The organism is Pseudomonas putida (genome assembly GCF_028682635.1).
Taxonomy (GTDB): Bacteria; Pseudomonadota; Gammaproteobacteria; order Pseudomonadales; family Pseudomonadaceae; genus Aquipseudomonas; species Aquipseudomonas putida_AE.
Genome location: NZ_JANHLK010000006.1, coordinates 317,799 through 334,281, shown reverse-complemented (window position 1 = coordinate 334,281; position 16,483 = coordinate 317,799). Strand labels below are relative to the sequence as shown.

The window sequence follows — 16,483 nt, the reverse complement described above, 5'->3', positions numbered from 1 at the left end:
CTTTTTCAACTTCCTTTCGGCTTCGATGAACTGAAGCAACCCACTGTCAAAACTGCGTAACCCATTGTTTAACAAGGAGTTTTCCGTTTCGACTGCGCCGGAAGTGGGGCGAATTATAGGCTTCCAGAATCTGCCGTCAACCACTAATTAGGCCTTTTTGGCAGAAGTGCCCTTTTTAGCCACCAAACGCGGGATTCGACGCGCCAGGGGCGGCAGCCTCAGCACTAACAACAGCGCACCTATGGACGCATAGATCGCCCACTCCTTCAGATCGGCACGCACGATCCAGAGCATGTGCAGCAATCCGAGCACCAGAATCAGATACGCCAGACGATGCAGCTTCTTCCAGCGCACGCCCAAACGCCGCTGACTGTAGCGATTGGAAGTGCACGCCAACACCAGCAAACACAAAAAGCCCAAGGCCCCGACAATGATGTACGGACGTTTGCGCAGCTCCACACCCAGCTGCGACCAGTCGAACCCAAGGATGAACGCCAGGTAGGCGCTCAAATGCAGGACGACGTAAGCGAAACACCACAACCCCAGTTGCCGCCGGACAGCTATCCACCCGGCCCAACCCGTGAGCTTTTGCAGCGGCGTCATGCTCAATGTGATGAGCAACAGAACAAGCGTCCCCAACCCCAACCGGTCCACCAGCACCTTGCCAGGATCTGGCCCCAGTGCATCCTGCCAGGCCTGGTACAACCACAGCAGCGGCCACACCATTGCACTCACGAAAACCGCTGTACGCCAGAGCGGATGGCGCATCAGTAATTCTTCCGCAGATCGAGCCCTGCATATAAAGAAGCGACTTCATCCGCATAGCCGTTGAACATCAGCGTGTCGCGTACATTCGGCTTGAACAGGCCACTGGGCAATCGACGCTCGCGCGCCTGAGTCCAGCGCGGGTGGTCAACCGTAGGGTTCACGTTCGCGTAGAAGCCGTACTCGTCGGAGGCAATACTCTGCCAGGTGGTTTCAGGCTGCTCGCTCACCAGGCTTATCCGGACAATGGACTTGATGCTTTTGAACCCGTATTTCCATGGCACCACCAGACGCAGGGGTGCCCCGTTCTGATTCGGCAACTCACGCCCGTACATGCCCACCGCCAGTATTGCCAGTGGGTTCATGGCTTCATCCAATCGCAGCCCTTCTACATAAGGCCAGTCGATCAAGGCGAACCCGGACCGTTGGCCTGGCATGCTCTTGGGATCCTGCAGGGTTTCGAAGCGAATGAATTTGGCTTTTGACGTAGGTTCCACCTGTTTGAGCAATGCCGATATCGGGAAACCGATCCATGGAATCACCATCGACCACGCCTCCACGCAGCGCAGACGGTAGATGCGCTCTTCCAACTGATAAGGCTTCATGAAGTCTTCCAGCGCATACCGCCCAGGCCGGCCCACCTCCCCGTCCACGACCACGGTCCAGGGCTGGGTCTTCAGTGCGCCGGCGTTGGCAGCCGGGTCGCCTTTGTCTGCGCCGAACTCATAGAAGTTGTTGTAGTGCGTGGCGTCCTTGAACGGGGTGATCGCTTCGTCCTTCACGCTGACGGCGCCCCACTGGGTGGATGGAAGCTTTTCGGCAAACCAGGACGGTGCCTTGCCAGGCTCGACATCCGGGTAACGCGCCGCTTCATCGGCCACAGCCCATCGAGGCAGACTGCTCACGGCCAATCCGGCCACGGCCGCACCCAAAACATTGCGTCGGGAAAGATAGAGGGATTCAGGCGTGACGTCCGACTCATGGCAGTCGGACGCTTTTGGGACTTTGATCAGCATGGCTACTCCGCAGCATTGGAGAACAGACGCACCAACGTACTGCGGAGTATGAGGGAAATTACATCACTCGGCGCTTTTGCGCCGACGAAGATGTAACAGGTATTGCACGGGACCTGAGGCTGCGTAGCCGAGGAATACCAGGAGCAGGATACGCGGCGGATCACTGAACACGACCGCAAACACCAGCACCACGGCGAGGATCGCCACGAAAGGTACGCGCCCCTTCAAATCCAGTTCCTTGAAGCTGTTGTACTTGATGTTGCTGACCATCAGCATGCCGGCCGCCGCAACCAACAGCGCCACCAGGAAGGACATCTTCGAACCCTGGATGCCGTAATCGCTGAACGCCCAGACTATCCCCGCCACCACACCGGCTGCGGCCGGGCTGGCCAGACCGATGAAATAGCGCTTGTCGGCGGTACCGACCTGGGTATTGAAACGCGCCAGGCGCAACGCCGCGCCCGCTACATAGATGAAGGCGACCATCCAGCCAACCTTGCCCATGTCGCCCAGGGCCCAGCCGAAGGCGAGCAATGCCGGTGCCACACCAAAGGCGACCATGTCCGACAGTGAGTCGTACTCGGCACCGAAGGCGCTCTGGGTATTGGTCATGCGCGCAACGCGGCCGTCGAGGCCGTCGAGCACCATGGCCACGAAAATCGCGATGGCGGCAAAGGCGAAATACTTGCTCGCACCGATCGAGTCACCGGCGCTCAAGGCAGCCTGGGCACTCATCGAGTTGATGATGGAATAGAAACCGGCGAACAGGTTCGCCGTGGTAAACAGATTCGGCAGAAGATAGATACCACGATGCCGGACTTTACGGCCTTCAGCGTCATGCCCTTCTTCGACATGTTCATCGATGGGCAGCAGGCTTTCGGCGTCAGAGGCCTGGTTTGGCTCTTCGGGACGTTCGCTCATGGACATTACCTTGCAACGGGGTGGAAAGTTTCGACAGGTGTCTGGGACGACGGTTCGACCGCAAACGATGCAGCTTTATACCAGAACCAGCCCCCCAAACGAAAAAACGCGGCCTAAGCCGCGTTTTTCGTACAAGAGCTCGACTTAGTTCTTGGCTTTGTCGACGATCTTGTTGGCACCGATCCACGGCATCATGGAGCGCAGTTGCTCGCCGATGACTTCGATACCGTGCGCGGCGTTGTTACGACGCTTGGCGGTCATCGAAGGATAGCCGGTAGCGCCTTCGCTGATGAACATCTTGGCGTATTCGCCGTCCTGAATACGTTTCAGGGCGTTGCGCATGGCCTGACGGGATTCGGCGTTGATGACTTCCGGGCCGGTCACGTACTCGCCGTACTCGGCGTTGTTGGAGATCGAGTAGTTCATGTTGGCGATACCGCCTTCGTACATGAGGTCAACGATCAGCTTCAGTTCGTGCAGGCACTCGAAGTAGGCCATTTCTGGCGCGTAGCCAGCTTCAACCAGGGTTTCGAAACCGGCTTTTACCAGTTCAACGGTACCGCCGCACAGAACGGCTTGCTCGCCGAACAGGTCGGTTTCGGTCTCGTCCTTGAAAGTGGTTTCGATGATGCCGGTACGACCGCCACCCACGCCAGCTGCGTAGGACAGTGCTACGTTTTTAGCGTTGCCCGAAGCGTCCTGGTAGATCGCGATCAGGTCAGGGATACCGCCGCCTTTGACGAACTCGGAACGCACGGTGTGGCCTGGTGCCTTCGGCGCGATCATGATCACGTCGAGGTCAGCGCGTGGCACTACCTGGTTGTAGTGGATCGCGAAGCCGTGGGAGAAGGCCAGGGTGGCGCCTTTCTTGATGTTCGGCTCGATTTCGTTCTTGTACAGGGAGGACTGGAACTCGTCCGGGGTCAGGATCATGACCAGGTCGGCAGCAGCAACGGCGGAAGCAACGTCAGTCACTTTCAGGCCGTGGGCTTCAGCCTTGGCAACGGTGGCCGAGCCTTTGCGCAGGCCAACAGTCACGTCAACACCGGAGTCTTTCAGGTTGCACGCTTGAGCGTGGCCCTGGGAACCGTAACCGATGATGGCAACTTTCTTGCCCTGGATGATCGACAGGTCGCAGTCTTTATCGTAGAAAACTTTCATGAATTTCCCCTATATCAGGCCGTTCAGGCCATTCGCTAATTTGGTTTAGATGCTGAGTACTTTGTCGCCGCGGGCGATACCGGTGACGCCACTGCGGACGGTCTCCAGGATCGAGGCGGTGCCAATGGACTGGATGAAGCTGTCGAGCTTGTCGCTGGTACCGGTCAATTGAACGGTATACACGCTGGCACTGACATCGACGATCTGTCCACGGTAAATATCGGTGGTGCGCTTGATCTCGGCGCGCTGGGCGCCGGTGGCCTTGACCTTGACCAGCATCAGTTCGCGCTCGATGTGAGCACTTTCCGACAGGTCGACCAATTTGACCACTTCGATCAGCTTGTTCAGGTTCTTGGTGATCTGCTCGATGACTTCATCGTGACCCACGGTGGTCAGCGTCAGACGCGACAGGGTCGGGTCTTCGGTTGGCGCCACGGTCAGGCTTTCGATGTTGTAGTTGCGCTGCGAGAACAGGCCGACTACACGAGACAAAGCGCCAGGTTCGTTTTCCAGAAGCAAGGAAATAATGTGCCGCATGATTAAGTACGCTCCGTCTTGCTCAGCCACATATCGCGCATGGAGCCGTCTTTGATCTGCATCGGGTAGACGTGCTCGCTGGTGTCGACCGAAATATCGATCACCACCAGGCGATCTTTCATGGCGAACGCCTCTTCCATCTTCGACTTCAAATCTTTCGAATCGGTAATGCGCACGCCAACGTGGCCGTAGGCCTCTGCCAGCTTGACGAAATCAGGCAGCGATTCCATGTAGGAATGAGAGTGGCGGCTGCCGTAGCTCATGTCCTGCCACTGGCGAACCATGCCCAGCACACCGTTGTTCAGGATGACGATTTTTACCGGCAAACCGTATTGCAGGCAGGTCGAGAGTTCCTGAATGTTCATCTGGATGCTGCCCTCGCCCGTTACGCAGGCGACGTCGTCATCCGGAAAGCTCAACTTGATACCCATGGCCGCCGGGAAACCGAAGCCCATGGTGCCCAGGCCACCGGAGTTGATCCAGCGGTTCGGCTTGTTGAACTTGTAGTACTGCGCGGCGAACATCTGGTGCTGACCCACGTCGGAAGCCACAAAGGCATCGCCCTTGGTCACTTCGCACAGGGTCTCGATCACCGCTTGCGGCTTGATGACACTGCCGTCGCCCTTGTCATAAGGGAACAGGCCGCGGTCACCGCGCCACTCGTCGATCTGCTTCCACCAGCTGGCAACGGACTCCTTGTTCGGGGTCTCGCCGATTTCCTTGAGGATCGCGACCATTTCGGTCAGGACGCTCTCGACCGGACCCACGATAGGCACATCGGCCTTGATGGTCTTGGAGATCGAAGCCGGGTCGATGTCGATGTGAATGATCTTGGCGTTCGGGCAGAACTTCGATGCGCCGTTGATGACGCGGTCGTCGAACCGTGCGCCGACGGCCAGGATCACGTCAGCATGGTGCATCGCCAGGTTGGCGGTGTAGCTGCCGTGCATGCCCAGCATGCCGATGAACTGACGGTCGGTGCCAGGGAAACCGCCCAGGCCCATCAGGGTATTGGTCACTGGCAGGTTGAGCATTTTCGCCAGCTCGGTCAGCGGCGCGGAGCCGTTGCCGAGAATCACGCCACCGCCCGAATACATCACGGGACGCTTGGCCGCCAGGAGCATTTCTGCCGCCTTGCGGATTTGCCCCGAGTGGCCGCGAACGGCCGGGCTGTAGGAGCGCAGCTTGGCTTTTTTCGGGAAGATGTATTCGAACTTCTCGGCCGGGTTGGTCATGTCTTTCGGGATATCGACAACGACAGGACCAGGACGACCGGATTGCGCCAGGTAGAAGGCTTTCTTCATGACTTCCGGGATTTCCGACGCGTGCTTGATCATGAAGCTGTGTTTCACGATTGGCCGGGAGATACCGATCATGTCGGTTTCCTGGAAGGCGTCGGTACCGACCATGGTGCTCGGCACCTGGCCGGAAATCACCACCATCGGAATGGAGTCCATGTAGGCCGTGGCGATACCGGTGATGGCGTTGGTCGCGCCCGGGCCGGAAGTCACCAGTACCACGCCGGCTTTACCGGTGGCACGGGCGTAGCCGTCAGCCATATGGGTCGCGGCCTGCTCGTGACGAACCAGGATGTGGGTCACTTCCGGTTCTTTGAACAGGGCATCATAGACATGAAGAAGAGCACCACCCGGGTACCCGTAGATATATTTGACGCCTTCGTCACGCAAAAAGCGGACGAGCATCTCACCGCCAGATAAAAGCTCCACGTTGTTCACCTCTAAAACGCCAGAATACCGCCCACAAAAGGGACGGGTCTTAATAGGTTTACTTCTCAGCAGAGCATGAGCGACGGTGGTCGCCGACTACGTCAGCACTGACTGAGCAAGTATTGGGATCGTCCCAAGTGTTGCGGGCCTTTCCCACCCAGCGCGAGGTAACGCGTTGCGGGTGTAACAGGTCGGCGCGGATGTGCGCCTCATGATCTGCCGAGTGGGTCTGCTTCTGGCAGTCCCTCTACAGCGGACTTTGGATTCTTCTGTTTCGTCCCCTGCAAGTCAAGTCGTCTATGAGGTTTATTCTACTAACCACATGAGAACGCAAGAAAAAACCTGTAAACCCCCAGTGTGTTAGCTTCAATTGCGCAACTTTTGACTAGGAATTGGCATGCGTACGCACTTCTTCATCGCCGGCCTGATGGCCGCCCTCAGCCCGCTGTCCCTGGCCGCGCAAATTTACCAGTGGGTAGACGCCCAGGGCGTTACCCATTTCGATGCGCAACCGCCCAGGGATCAGCCAGCCACAACCCTCGTCACGCCCGCCTCCTCCTCTGGAATATCCGGCGCCGCCGCGCACAGCGGCGCCATTGGCGACCAGCAGGCCATCGACAAGTCGGTGAAAAAGCAGGTGGCCGAGCAACAGAATCAATTGAGGGCTTTCTGCGAACAGGCACGAACCAACCTGGCGCAGTTGCAGAATAATCCGCGCTTGAGAGAGGAAGTGGATGGCCAGATGCGACGCCTTGATGACACGCAACGTCAGGAGCGCATCGGCGAAACGCAGAAACAGATTGCCGACAACTGCATGTAGGAGCTGTCTCGTGGAACGAGGCTGCGATCTCTTGATCTTTGAAAAGATCGCAGCCTCGTTCCACGAGACAGCTCCTACAGGTTCCCGCAGGCCCCACAGGTCGGGGTTAGCGGGAGGCAGTGATCAGTTGATCGAACTCTTTGAGCAACACCTGTAGCTGGCGATCCCTGCCCTGGACATTGCGTCCGGCGAAGACCATTTCCGCCATTTCCTGGATGCCCGATGCGTTCGGCAATGGCAGGTCCTGCTCGAGGATCATCTTCATGCGCGGCAGGAAGATCCATTGCAGCCACTGCTCGAAGTCCAGTGTATCGACCGAAAACGGCTCAACACTGGACAGCGCTTCAGCGGAGGGTGGAACTTCGTCCCACCACCCTTGCACGCGCAATTCACGCTCGATCAGCAGTAGCTGATCGGCGATTTTTAGAAAGCGTGCATCCATTACGACGTGACCTTGGCTTTCTGACGAGCCAGTGCCGCGCCCGAGGAGTCGCCCTGCTTCTCACGCGCCTGGGCGATCAGTTCCCACAGGCTGGCTTGAAGTGCCGGACGGCCGTTGGCGAAGGTCAGGCCACGGCGGGCAAATTGCTCGGCTTGCGGCGCATCGCCTTGGGCCATGCGCACTTGTGCCAGGCGATACAGCACTTGCGGCTCACGCGGGGCCACACGCTGGGCACGTTCGAGGCTGGACGAAGCGCCATTGAGGTCGCCGCTGGCCTGTTGTTGCTGAGCGGTGGTCAACAGGGCCAGTACCGGACCGTCCAGTTGCTCGTCGGCGGACAGGCCACCGGAACTACTGGCCGACGGAATACCGCTCGGCGTCGACGGCATGCTGTAGCTGCCCTGATTGACCGGTGCCGACTGTACAGGCGACGTGTCGATCGGGCCTGGCGTTATTGGTCCTGGAGTAATGGGCCCCGGAGTAATTGGACCAGTGCTGATCGGTGCCGACGCCACCGCACCACCACCTGGCACCATCACGACCACACCGGTATCGCCTTGTGGAATCTCCTGAGGCCTGGACTGCACAGGACGTTGCACCGTCGTCTGACGGTATCCGCCGTTCGCCGATACGCGCTCGCTGTTGGAAACCCTGGTGCCGGAGTCCTCCACCGGAATCGAGCCGCGCTGCACCGTGGAGCAGCCGCTGAGCAAAGCCACGGCGGTAACCGCTGGAATCAACCACTTGTTCACTTGAAACCCTCTTTGCTTAATTCATCCAGCCCTTGACCCAATCCATCACCGTTTCGCCGGAAGGGCTTTCGCCACCGCAAGCGGCACCGGGAGGCGGTTCGCTGCCGCGAATATACGGCATCTGCACGGCGCCCGGGCAACCGGCGTCGGAACCTTGTCCGGTGCGCGAATCGACCCAGGCCTGAACGATATTATCCGGCTGCGGCATGTCCAGCGGCAACGGGTCGGCCTTGCGCATGAAGCTGGTCCAGACCTGCAACGCACCGGTGGCACCGGTGAACGGGGTCTTGCCGTTATCGTCGCGCCCCAACCAGACCACCGCCAGCAAGTCCTGACTGAACCCGGCGAACCAACTGTCCCGCGAGTCGTTACTGGTCCCGGTCTTGCCGGCCAGGGTCAAAGTCTTTGGTAACACGTTGTAAACCGAGCTGCCGGTACCCTCGCGCATGACCCGCTGCATAGCGCTCTGGATCAGGTAGATCGACGCCGGGTCGAAACGCTGCTGGATCTGGAACGGATAGCGCTTGAGCGGCTCGCCTTCAGCCGTCAATACACTGCGAATCCCGCGCATTGGCGTATTGAAACCACCGTTGGCGAGCGTCTGGTACATGGTTGCCACTTCGATCGGGGTCATGCCGCCGGCACCCAACAACATCGACGGGAAGGCCGGGAACTCGCGGCTGACACCCAGGCGCCCGAGTGTCTTGAGGACATTCGGCACGCCCACGGCCAGGCCCAGGCGCGCGGTCGACAGGTTGTAGGAGTGCGCCAGCCCTTGATAAAGGAAAACCGTGCCGTGGGAGCGGCGATCGTAGTTCTGTGGTTTCCAGACCTGGCCGTCCGCGCCCTTGACCGAGAAGGACTCATCCGACAGCCAACTGGTCAATGTGTACTGGCTGGGTTTTTCCAGCGCCGTCAGATAAACCGCCGGCTTGATCAACGAGCCGATCGGCCGCACCGCGTCCAGCGCCCGGTTGAACCCGGCAAAGCTGGCCTGGCGACTGCCGATCATCGCCTGCACCTCACCGGTTTCCGGGTTGGTCACGACCATGGCCGCCTCGACATCATCCGACCCCTTGCGGCCGGAGAGGCGCTTGAAGGTGTCATTGACCGACGCTTCGGCTTTCATCTGCAGGATCGGATCGAAGCTGGTAAAGATCCGCAGCCCCTCCTCGGTCAAGTCTTCGTCGCGGTAATCTTCGCGCAGCTGGCGCTTGACCAGGTCCAGGAAGCCAGGGAACGAGCTGTCCGCCAGGCTGCCGCGCTTGGTCACGCCCAGCGGCATTTTCTTCGCCGCTTCGACTTGCTCGGCCGTGGCAACGCCCTGTTCCTGCAGCACATCGAGCACCAGGTTACGCCGCTCGAGTGCACGCTCCGGATAGCGGCGCGGGTTGTAGGAGGATGGCCCCTTGACCATGCCGACCAGCAAGGCCACCTGATGCAGCTTGAGCTCGGCCAGAGGCTGACTGAAGAAGAACTGGCTGGCCAACCCGAAACCGTGCACCGCGCGTTGACCGTCCTGGCCGACAAACACCTCGTTGAGGTAAGCCTCGAGGATTTCACGCTTGTCGTAGTGCAGTTCGAGCAGCAGCGCCATCATCGCTTCGGTCAGCTTACGGCTCAGGCTGCGCTCGTTGGTCAGGTAGAAGTTCTTGACCAGCTGTTGAGTCAGGGTACTGCCACCCTGGCGCATGCGGCCCGATGAACCGTTGACCCAGATCGCACGGGCGATCGACTTCGGCGAAACACCAAAGTGGTGATAGAAATCACGGTCCTCGACAGCGACCAGGGTTTCGAGCAGATACGGCGGCACCTGGTCGATCTTGATCAGGATCCGGTCTTCGAGGTTTTTCGGGTACAGGCCGCCGATCAGCAGCGGCTCCAGGCGCACCACCGACAACTTCGAGCCCTTGGTCGACGACAGCTCGGCCACGTAATCACCCGAGAAGCGCACACGCACCGGCTGCGCTTGCTCCATACCCTCATAGAACTGGAAGCCACGGGTATTCAGATCGACGGTATTGCCGTTGACCGACGCCGCACCCGGACCGTTGGCCACGCTTTCACGGCGATAGCCCAAGGCATCGAGCTCGGTGAGAAAATCGTCCCTGCTCAGCTTTTGTCCGACGAACAGCTCGAGCGGGCGCGCGTAGACCTTGGCCGGAATGGTCCAGCGCTTGCCGGAGAACTTCTCCTGCACGATGGCATCGAGGTACACGGCGAACCCGGCCAGCACCACGAGGCCGACCAGGCTGAGTTTAAGGGCCCAGCCCAGCCAGGGCCGCAGGCCTCTGGAGGGTGGTTTTTTTGGGGTACGGGGGGATCGAGTACGAGTCATGGCGGCGGATTATACGCACTTTATTCATACTCAACAGGAGGCCCGCAAGTTTGCGTTAGGCTGGCTAGACGCCATAATGACGACCTGAATTTTTTCCGACTCTTAAGGATCGCCTGTGAGCCAGTCCCTGATCGCCGCCCTGCAAAACAAGGCCCTCTACCCGCATCCTGTAGATGGATTCAAGGTCATCGAGACCCACATTTCCTGGGTCGTGCTTACCGGCCCCTTTGCTTATAAAGTGAAGAAGCCGATGAACTTCGGCTTCCTCGACTTCACCACCCTCGAGGCTCGCGGGCATTTCTGCGCTGAAGAGCTGCGCCTGAACCAGCGCCTGACCCAGGATCTTTATCTCGAAGTGCTGCCGATCACCGGTAGCGCCGAAGCACCGCAACTGGGCGGCGAAGGTCCTGCCATCGAGTACGCCCTGAAAATGCGCCAGTTTGGCCAGGACGGTTTGCTCAGCACGCTGCAAGCCAACGGCGAATTGACGCCCGCGCACGTCGACCAGATGGCTGACCAGATCGCCCGCTTCCACCTTGACGCACCGCGCGTGCCGGCAGAACACGAAGCCGGGACCCCGGACAGTGTCATGGCCCCTGTGCGGCAAAACTTCGAGCAGATTCGCCCCTTCCTCAGCGACAAGGCCGACCTGCTGCAACTGGACGCCCTGCAGGCCTGGGCCGACAGCAGCTTCGAACGCCTCAAGCCACTGTTCAGCCAGCGCAAGGCCGAGGGTTTCATTCGCGAATGCCACGGTGATATCCACTTGGGCAACGCTACGGTGATTGACGGCCAGGTCGTGATCTTCGACTGCATCGAATTCAACGAACCGTTCCGCTTCACCGACGTGTACGCCGACACCGCGTTCCTGGCGATGGACCTCGAAGACCGCGGCCTGAAGTGCCTGGCCCGTCGCTTCATCAGCCAATACCTGGAGCTGACCGGCGATTACCAGGGCCTGGAACTGCTCAACTTCTATAAGGCCTACCGCGCCCTGGTTCGCGCCAAGGTAAGTCTGTTCAGCATGCCGGCCGAGGCGACCCCGGTACAGCGCGCCACGACACTGCGCCAATACCGCAACTACGCCAACCTGGCGGAAAGCTACAGCACCATCCCTTCGCGTTTCATGGCCATCACCCACGGTGTGTCCGCCGTGGGCAAAAGCCACGTGGCGATGCGCCTGGTGGAAGCACTGGGGGCGATTCGCCTGCGCTCCGATGTCGAACGCAAGCGTCTGTTCGGCGAGCAAACCGTGGCCAATGACCTGCAGGCCGGCATTTACAGCGCTGACGCCAGCGCCGCGACCTACCAGCGCCTGCACGACATTGCCGCGGTGATCCTGCACGCCGGGTTCCCGGTGGTGGTCGACGCCACTTACCTCAAGCATGCGCAGCGCGACAGCGCGGCGAAAGTGGCCGAGGCAACCGGCGCACCGTTCCTGATCCTTGACTGCAATGCACCGCAAGCAGTGATCGAGAGCTGGCTGGCCCTGCGCCAGGTCGACAAGAAGGATCCGTCCGACGCTACCCTGGCAGTGATCGAAGCCCAGCAAGCCAGCCGTGAAGCGTTGACGCCTGCAGAAATTCTCTGCAGCAAGCGCGTACAGACCAATGAAAGCGGCACCCTCGACACGGTGGTGGAACAGATTCGCCAGCGCCTGCCGGGACTGTAAGCAAACCTTTGGGCCGTGAAGCCTGCCCCGGCTTCGCGGCTTTTAGATAGTGGCACTACACTCGCGTCATGAATCCAACAGGTGACGCAAAATGAGCCAACCGAAACTGCTCGACACCCCGCTCTACGCCTTGCTGCACAAAGACGACATCGCGGGCTTCAATAAAGAACGCCCCGAGCAAGGGCCTATCGACATGGTCGGTGGTGATTTCCGCGGCCTGGACCTGCGCGAACTGAACGCCGACGGCATCGACTTCACCGACGCCTATTTCCGCTCCGCCGATTTGCGCGGCATCGATTTTCGCAACGCATCGCTTGAAGGGGCGAGCCTCGCCCACGCGCAGATTTCCGGCGCCTACTTCCCGGTGGAACTGAGCGCCGACGAAATCCTGATGTCGATGAACTTCGGTACGCGCCTGCGTTATCGCACCCGCTGATCGCCCGTCTGAATTGACAAGTCCAGCGCCCTCGCCTCGCGCTTGACTGCGTGCTTTTTTTCCTGAAATTCTATCGTTTTTATCATCCTTACCCTCCTCTTCGCAGCTTTTCGAAGCACTCGCGCCTGCACCCTCTTAGAAGCGTTTGCGTCAAAAACGAGCAAACAATCACGCTTTTCCTACTGATGGCTACACTCCTCAGAAGCTTGCCCACGCACCATTCGGCCATCGCAAGGAGGCTTGATGAATGATGAACTGCAACACCTGAAGAATCTTGGCAAGACGTCGGCGCAGTGGCTGCATGCCGTGGGCATCCACAGCGCCTCGGACTTGCGTCGCCTGGGGGCGGTGGATGCCTATCGGGCCGTGCGCACGCGCGGGTTTCGGGCGTCCAAGGTGTTGTTGTACGCAATCGAAGGCGCGTTGATGGACGTGCACTGGAACGACATTCCCGCCGAACGCAAGGAAGCCTTGAACAAACAACTCGAAGCCATCTCGTCACGCCACAAGAATTGAACGAGTACCGCTCGCCATGTACTTACTCGGGGAACAACCGGCTTACGCCGAAACACTGATCAATCGACTGCAAAACCTCCCTGCCCGCCTGTTGCAGGGGTTGGCACCGAGTGGGCCCGCCGTCGAGTTTCCTGCCATCGACGACCTCGCCGCGGCGCTACCCAGCGATCAGCTGTACATGCTGGACAGCGGTCGATTGCACGGATGCATCGATGATCGCGCACTGTTCTATCTGCGCCAGGGCGACCTGATCGGCCTGCGCCAGGACGCGGGGTTGCCGCGCTGTCGCCTGTGCAGCAAGACGCCTCTGGCGCTGACGCCCTACCTTCGATCGCAGGTGTTCCAGCACATCTACGCCGACCCGACCCGCTCGGAACTGTTCCTGCAATACATGGCAGGCCAGACGGCCCTGCTGTCCGATGCCGTAGCGCGCCTCAAGCAACCGGAATTTCGCGCCACCAACGGCTTCCAGCGCGTCGCCAGCGGCGAAACGCTGATCCATCAGGGCGATGAGGCGGACCATGTGTTCGTGATCATCGAGGGTCACGCCGAAGCATTTGTCGATGGATTCAAAGTGGGCGATGTGCCCAAGGACGAGATTTTCGGCGCCATGGCGGTGTTTACCGGCGAGAAACGCAGCGCTACGGTCATCGCCAGCGAACCAAGCACCATAATGCGTATTCCCAAGGACCAGTTCCTGAGCCTCACCCAGAGCAATCCGAAGATTGCCAGCTGCCTGATCGAGAGCATGGCCCGCCGTATCGACCTGCTGAATAAACAGGTTACACAACTGATGGCACTGAAAACGACAGGCAGAGCTCAATGAATACAAGGACCTGGAACGAGCGTGCGACACGAATCGAAGAAATGGAAAATCACCTGTTGACTTGGTAATGAGAATCGATATGATTATCACAACTGGTCGCGAGACTGGTCGATCTTCTGAAAAGCCCTTGGTTCGGACTCTCAGATTATCTCCTCATCAGGCTAATCACGGTTATTTGACCCGGCTCTTGCCGGGTCTTTTTTTGCCTGTGGAAAAGTCATCCGGCGCTGCGCCAAGTATCCTGAGCACCTGAGTTCTGCTCGCACCGGGCAATTGCGCCATTTGAGGATCAGCATGAAATTTCTCTGTACCGGCATCGAGTTGGCCGATGCCAGCAGCCGCGGTTTCGACATTGACGGCCAGAGGCTGTTCGCCGTGCGCCGGGGCGGCCAGGTCTACGTCTATATCAACCGCTGCCCGCACCGTGGCGTCGGACTGGAATGGAGCCCCGACCAGTTCCTCGACCCCAGCAACAGCCTGATCCAGTGCGCCACCCATGGCGCCCTGTTCCTGATCGAAGATGGCGAATGTGTCGCCGGCCCTTGCGCAGGGCAATCGTTGACCCGTGTCGATTGCCGCGAAGACGCGCAAGGCATCTGGGTCAGCCTCTAACCGCCGAGCAACACCTGCAGACGCCGGTCCACCACCATCTCCTCATGGCTCAGGCGTACGCCGTAGGCCAGCACTTCAACTCCGCACGCCACGGCTTCGCGCAAGGCCTGGGCGTAGGCTGAGTCGATCTCTTCAGCCGGCCGCACGGCCTCGATGCCCGTGAGATTGACGCAATACAACTGCACCGCGCGAATCCCGTCCCGGGCCAGATGCGCCAATTCACGCAAATGCTTGGCCCCACGCTGGGTAACCGCATCGGGAAACGCCGCCACGGGCGTGCCGTCGTAACCCAAGGTGACGCTTTTGACCTCCACGTACGCTGGGCCACCCGGGTAATCGAGGCGGAAATCGATGCGACTGCTTTCCTGGCCGTAGGCAACTTCGCGTTTCAGTTCGGTGAAACCGTTCAACTCGGTGATCACGCCCGCCCGCAGCGCCTCTTCGACCAGGCCATTGGCCCGCCCCGTGTTCACGCAGAACAAGCGCCCGTGCGGGGTCTCGCCGACTTCCCAGGTGCCGGGCAGCTTGCGCTTGGGGTCATTGGAGCGGCTGAACCAGACCTGCCCGCCTTCGACCTGACAATTGAGCATCGAGCCAGTATTGGGGCAGTGAATGGTCAGCAACTCGCCATCGACGGTTTCGATGTCGGCGAGAAAACGTTTGTAGCGGCGAATCAGCCGACCTTCTTCGAGGGGAGGATGAAAACGCATCAGCCTTGCCAGCTCCGCAGGCCACGACCGATACGCTCCACCGCTTCCTGCAAGCGTTCGAGGTTTTGGGTGTAGGCAAACCGTACGTGGTGCCCGGCTTGATAACGACCGAAGTCCAGCCCGGGGGTGATGGCGACATGTTCGGTTTCGAGGAAGTGACGGCAGAACGCGAAGGCATCGCCGCCGAACTTGCTGATATCGGCGTACAAGTAGAAAGCACCTTCCGGCTCGACGGCGATGCCGAAACCGAGGTCTCTCAGGGCCGGCAGGAGGAAATCCCGACGACGACCGAATTCGGCGCGACGCTCTTCCAGGATCGCAATGGTGGCCGGCTCGAAACAGGCCAGCGCCGCGTGCTGGGCCATGCTTGGCGCGCTGATGTAGAGGTTTTGCGCAAGCTTTTCCAGCTCGCCCACCGCCGCGTCCGGCGCTACCAGCCAGCCCAGGCGCCAGCCGGTCATGCCGAAATACTTGGAAAAACTATTTAGCACAAAGGCACTGTCGTCGACTTCCAGCACGCTGGCCGCATCGGTGCCGTAGGTCAGGCCATGATAGATCTCGTCCACTACCAGGTGGCCGTGGCGCTGCTTGATGGCCTGGGACAGGCCAGCCAGCTCGTCGCGGGTGAGGATGGTGCCGGTCGGGTTGGCCGGGGAAGCCACCAGCGCGCCCACGCTGTCGTGATCCCAATGCCGGGCGATCAAATCCGGGGTCAGTTGATAACGCACCTCCGGTCCGACCGGGACCAGCTGCGCCGCGCCTTCCACCAGTCGCAGGAAGTGCCGGTTGCACGGGTAACCCGGGTCGGCCAGCAGCCAGTGCTTGCCTGGATCGACCAGCAAGGCACTGGCCAGCAGCAACGCACCGGAACCGCCGGGCGTGATGAGAATGCGGCGCGGGTCGATGTTCAAGCCATAACGCTGCTGATAAAAGGCCGAAATGGCCTCACGCAGCTCGGGAATGCCACGGGCGGCGGTGTAGCGCGTCTTGCCCCCTTCCAGCGCGGCCTGCCCGGCGCGGATGATCGGCTCGGCGGTGGTGAAGTCCGGTTCGCCGATTTCCAGGTGGATCACATCGTGACCGGCAGCCTGCAATTCATTGGCCCGCGCCAGCAACGCCATGACATGAAATGGTTCGATCGCGCGACTGCGGGCACTGTAGGACTGAGCCATTGGCCTTCCTTCAACAGGGAAAAGAATCGATTCTACCCAAGCGCAGGAACGAGCGAGAAC

The 16,483-nt window shown here is 59.9% G+C and carries 17 protein-coding genes; 6 read left to right on the top strand and 11 right to left on the bottom strand.

The window, feature by feature from the left end; genetic code table 11:
• Window positions 1-147 precede the first annotated feature (147 nt).
• From msrQ to NPS56_RS10815, 6 genes are all read right to left on the bottom strand, one after another.
• Window positions 148-768, bottom strand: coding sequence for a protein-methionine-sulfoxide reductase heme-binding subunit MsrQ (gene msrQ, locus NPS56_RS10840; protein ID WP_274074598.1), 621 nt, complete (start codon window positions 766-768; stop codon window positions 148-150).
• Window positions 768-1,781, bottom strand: a complete 1,014-nt coding sequence (msrP, locus tag NPS56_RS10835) for a protein-methionine-sulfoxide reductase catalytic subunit MsrP (protein WP_274074597.1) — start codon at window positions 1,779-1,781, stop codon at window positions 768-770. Before msrP ends, msrQ begins: the two co-directional genes overlap by 1 nt.
• A gap of 63 nt (window positions 1,782-1,844) precedes the next feature.
• Window positions 1,845-2,702 (bottom strand): CDP-diacylglycerol--serine O-phosphatidyltransferase, encoded by an 858-nt coding sequence (gene pssA / locus NPS56_RS10830; protein WP_274074596.1) that lies wholly within the window; start codon window positions 2,700-2,702, stop codon window positions 1,845-1,847.
• Between the two features lie 144 nt (window positions 2,703-2,846).
• Window positions 2,847-3,863, bottom strand: a complete 1,017-nt coding sequence (gene ilvC, locus NPS56_RS10825; protein WP_007909969.1) for a ketol-acid reductoisomerase — start codon at window positions 3,861-3,863, stop codon at window positions 2,847-2,849.
• A 45-nt stretch (window positions 3,864-3,908) separates the two neighbouring features.
• Window positions 3,909-4,400, bottom strand: a complete 492-nt coding sequence (gene ilvN / locus NPS56_RS10820; protein WP_003176102.1) for an acetolactate synthase small subunit — start codon at window positions 4,398-4,400, stop codon at window positions 3,909-3,911.
• A 2-nt stretch (window positions 4,401-4,402) separates the two neighbouring features.
• Entirely contained in the window at window positions 4,403-6,127 is a 1,725-nt protein-coding gene (locus tag NPS56_RS10815) for an acetolactate synthase 3 large subunit (RefSeq protein ID WP_274074595.1), read from the bottom strand.
• A 397-nt stretch (window positions 6,128-6,524) separates the two neighbouring features.
• Here NPS56_RS10815 and NPS56_RS10810 point away from each other — a divergent pair, with 397 nt between their 5' ends.
• Window positions 6,525-6,947 (top strand): DUF4124 domain-containing protein, encoded by a 423-nt coding sequence (locus NPS56_RS10810; RefSeq protein WP_274074594.1) that lies wholly within the window; start codon window positions 6,525-6,527, stop codon window positions 6,945-6,947.
• A gap of 106 nt (window positions 6,948-7,053) precedes the next feature.
• Here the strand turns inward: NPS56_RS10810 and NPS56_RS10805 are convergent, their stop codons facing one another.
• Genes NPS56_RS10805 through mrcB form a run of 3 tightly spaced genes read right to left on the bottom strand, consistent with a single transcriptional unit; the run spans window position 7,054 to window position 10,479 of the window.
• Window positions 7,054-7,389 carry a YqcC family protein gene (locus tag NPS56_RS10805; RefSeq protein WP_154910693.1) on the bottom strand — a complete coding sequence of 112 codons (336 nt, stop codon included), beginning with the start codon at window positions 7,387-7,389 and terminating at the stop codon, window positions 7,054-7,056.
• A complete protein-coding gene (locus NPS56_RS10800; RefSeq protein WP_274074593.1) occupies window positions 7,389-8,141 on the bottom strand; it encodes a tetratricopeptide repeat protein in 753 nt (250 codons plus the stop codon). Before NPS56_RS10800 ends, NPS56_RS10805 begins: the two co-directional genes overlap by 1 nt.
• A 16-nt stretch (window positions 8,142-8,157) precedes the next feature.
• Complete coding sequence (gene mrcB / locus NPS56_RS10795) at window positions 8,158-10,479, bottom strand: penicillin-binding protein 1B (RefSeq protein WP_274074592.1); 2,322 nt, start codon at window positions 10,477-10,479, stop codon at window positions 8,158-8,160.
• Between the two features lie 115 nt (window positions 10,480-10,594).
• Here mrcB and NPS56_RS10790 point away from each other — a divergent pair, with 115 nt between their 5' ends.
• The 5 genes from NPS56_RS10790 to NPS56_RS10770 all read left to right on the top strand — a co-directional run bounded on the left by NPS56_RS10790 (window position 10,595) and on the right by NPS56_RS10770 (window position 14,541).
• The gene (locus NPS56_RS10790; protein WP_274074591.1) at window positions 10,595-12,151 is read left to right on the top strand and encodes an AAA family ATPase; all 1,557 of its coding nucleotides are present in this window, start codon (window positions 10,595-10,597) and stop codon (window positions 12,149-12,151) included.
• 91 nt (window positions 12,152-12,242) lie between these two features.
• Window positions 12,243-12,587 carry a pentapeptide repeat-containing protein gene (locus NPS56_RS10785; RefSeq protein WP_274074590.1) on the top strand — a complete coding sequence of 115 codons (345 nt, stop codon included), beginning with the start codon at window positions 12,243-12,245 and terminating at the stop codon, window positions 12,585-12,587.
• A 243-nt stretch (window positions 12,588-12,830) separates the two neighbouring features.
• Window positions 12,831-13,103: a TfoX/Sxy family protein gene (locus tag NPS56_RS10780; protein WP_007971093.1), complete on the top strand. Its 273-nt coding sequence runs from the start codon at window positions 12,831-12,833 to the stop codon at window positions 13,101-13,103.
• A 16-nt stretch (window positions 13,104-13,119) separates the two neighbouring features.
• Window positions 13,120-13,929 (top strand): Crp/Fnr family transcriptional regulator, encoded by an 810-nt coding sequence (locus tag NPS56_RS10775; protein ID WP_274074589.1) that lies wholly within the window; start codon window positions 13,120-13,122, stop codon window positions 13,927-13,929.
• Window positions 13,930-14,223: 294 nt separating this feature from the next.
• On the top strand, window positions 14,224-14,541 hold the full coding sequence (locus NPS56_RS10770; protein WP_274074588.1) for a Rieske (2Fe-2S) protein: 318 nt from the start codon (window positions 14,224-14,226) through the stop codon (window positions 14,539-14,541).
• On the opposite strand, the gene sfsA is transcribed toward NPS56_RS10770, so the two are convergent.
• The gene (gene sfsA / locus NPS56_RS10765) at window positions 14,538-15,251 is read right to left on the bottom strand and encodes a DNA/RNA nuclease SfsA (RefSeq protein WP_274074587.1); all 714 of its coding nucleotides are present in this window, start codon (window positions 15,249-15,251) and stop codon (window positions 14,538-14,540) included. The genes NPS56_RS10770 and sfsA overlap by 4 nt on opposite strands.
• Window positions 15,251-16,423 carry a pyridoxal phosphate-dependent aminotransferase gene (locus NPS56_RS10760; protein ID WP_274074586.1) on the bottom strand — a complete coding sequence of 391 codons (1,173 nt, stop codon included), beginning with the start codon at window positions 16,421-16,423 and terminating at the stop codon, window positions 15,251-15,253. Before NPS56_RS10760 ends, sfsA begins: the two co-directional genes overlap by 1 nt.
• Window positions 16,424-16,483 lie beyond the last annotated feature (60 nt).